This window comes from Xenorhabdus sp. SGI240 (assembly GCF_040081915.1).
Lineage (GTDB): Bacteria > Pseudomonadota > Gammaproteobacteria > Enterobacterales > Enterobacteriaceae > Xenorhabdus > Xenorhabdus bakwenae.
Genome location: NZ_JBEBMB010000173.1, coordinates 1 through 1,689, shown reverse-complemented (window position 1 = coordinate 1,689; position 1,689 = coordinate 1). Strand labels below are relative to the sequence as shown.

The following is a 1,689-nucleotide window of genomic DNA, read 5'->3' as shown; positions in this document are numbered from 1 at the left end:
TATGGCCGCCCGGGGCTGGTCATTGCGCCGCAGCAGGAGAGCGCGATGAGCCGGTTTCGTCATGCGGTGAAAAACCGGGATCAGCATATTCTGACCCTGCGAGTGGCGTGCGGCATTTTAGTGCTGGTCCTGCTGCTGAGCCTGACGGGCTGGATGGCATCACCGCGCAATCTCACTATCCATAACCCACCGGACTTACGCACCGGCAGTACACGCCCGTGGTGGGAAGTGCCTGCGCCCAGCGTCTACAGCTTTGCCTTTTATATTTTCCAGCAACTGAATGCCTGGCCGAAAAATGGCGCGCAGGACTATCCGGCCAAAATTTATGCGCTTTCCCCTTATCTGACGCCGGCCTGTCAGGATTTTCTGCGTGAAGATGCCAGAACCCGGGCTGACAGTGGCGAGCTGCTTGACCGGGTGCGGGTGGTCTATGAAATTCCCGGCCGGGGCTATGGGACACGTAGTGTGACGGTACGCGACCGGGATAACTGGGTGGTCCGGCTGGATTTGGTGGCTGATGAATATTATCACGCCGAACCGGTCAAACGGGCACGGGTACGTTATCCGCTGAAAGTGGTGCGCTGGGAAGGCGATGCCGAGCGTAATCCTTTCGGGCTGGCACTGGACTGTTACGACGGAATGCCCCAGCGGCTGGAAGCCATGCCACAACCTTTGGCAGAGAAAAAGGGCGTATTTCAATGAGCAGAGTGTCATTTGGCCGCTGGCTGGGATGGGTCAGTTTGTTATTGTTCAGCGTCGGCACACAGGCTGATGAGCTGATGACATGGGAACGTATTCCGTTATCCATCTCACTCAACGTGGGGCAGGAACGCATTATTTTTGCTGACCGGAATGTCCGTGTCGGTTTGCCTCCGTCACTCAGTGATAAGTTGCGGGTACAAAGTGCCGGCGGGGCGGTGTACCTGAAAGCCAACAACACCTTCCCGTCAACCCGCCTGCACTTGCAGGACAGCGAAAATGGCGAAATCATTTTACTGGATATTACGGCAGCTAAAACGGGGCCAACAGAGCCGGTACGGATTATTTATTCGGATGAAAAACATGCTGCGTCAAAAGAAGAACCACAGCGTCAGCGCAAAACCGAATTATCAGCACCGGTTCCGGTCGCCTTAACCCGCTATGCCGCGCAGCAACTGTATGCCCCGTTGCGTACCGTCGAACCGGTGGCCGGCATCCAGCCGGTGAACCTGCATCTGCCCCCGTCCATCACCACACTTTACCCGTCAGAGCCGATTGCGATTACGCCACTGTCAGGCTGGCGATCACACCCTCACACGGTCATCGCGCTGAAACTGCGCAATACGGCCAAACGCACTATCCCCCTCGACCCGCGAGGATTACAGGGGCAGTTTGTGGCCGCCACGTTCCAGCATCGCTGGCTGGGTGAAACGGGGTCACCGGAGGATACGACGGTATTGTACCTCGTCACCAAAGTACCGCTGGATAATACCTTTATCCCTGAGCCGGCATCGGTGAAACCGGGAGGCCGTCATGGAGGTTAAGTCCAATGCGTTGGTGAAAATACTGGTGCCGACAGTACTGGTTATTGGTGGATTTATCGGTATCAAAAGTTGCAGTTCAACGGAAGGTGCCGCGCCCGGTACGACGCAGAATAATGTGCTGGCCACGCTGTCACCGGAGGAGTTGCAGGCGCTGGGTGTCGGTGGC

General features: G+C 56.8%; 3 protein-coding genes. All 3 read left to right on the top strand.

Going from position 1 to position 1,689, the window contains the following annotated elements:
• Positions 1-185: hypothetical protein (locus tag ABLA76_RS18115; RefSeq protein ID WP_348988972.1), on the top strand; the 185-nt coding region annotated here is incomplete at its 5' end.
• Positions 103-702, top strand: a complete 600-nt coding sequence (locus ABLA76_RS18110; RefSeq protein ID WP_348988971.1) for a PFL_4703 family integrating conjugative element protein — start codon at positions 103-105, stop codon at positions 700-702. The genes ABLA76_RS18115 and ABLA76_RS18110, both read left to right, overlap by 83 nt.
• On the top strand, positions 699-1,523 hold the full coding sequence (locus ABLA76_RS18105) for a TIGR03749 family integrating conjugative element protein (RefSeq protein WP_348988970.1): 825 nt from the start codon (positions 699-701) through the stop codon (positions 1,521-1,523). The genes ABLA76_RS18110 and ABLA76_RS18105 overlap by 4 nt, the downstream gene beginning before the upstream one ends.
• The last annotated feature ends 166 nt before the right edge of the window (positions 1,524-1,689 follow it).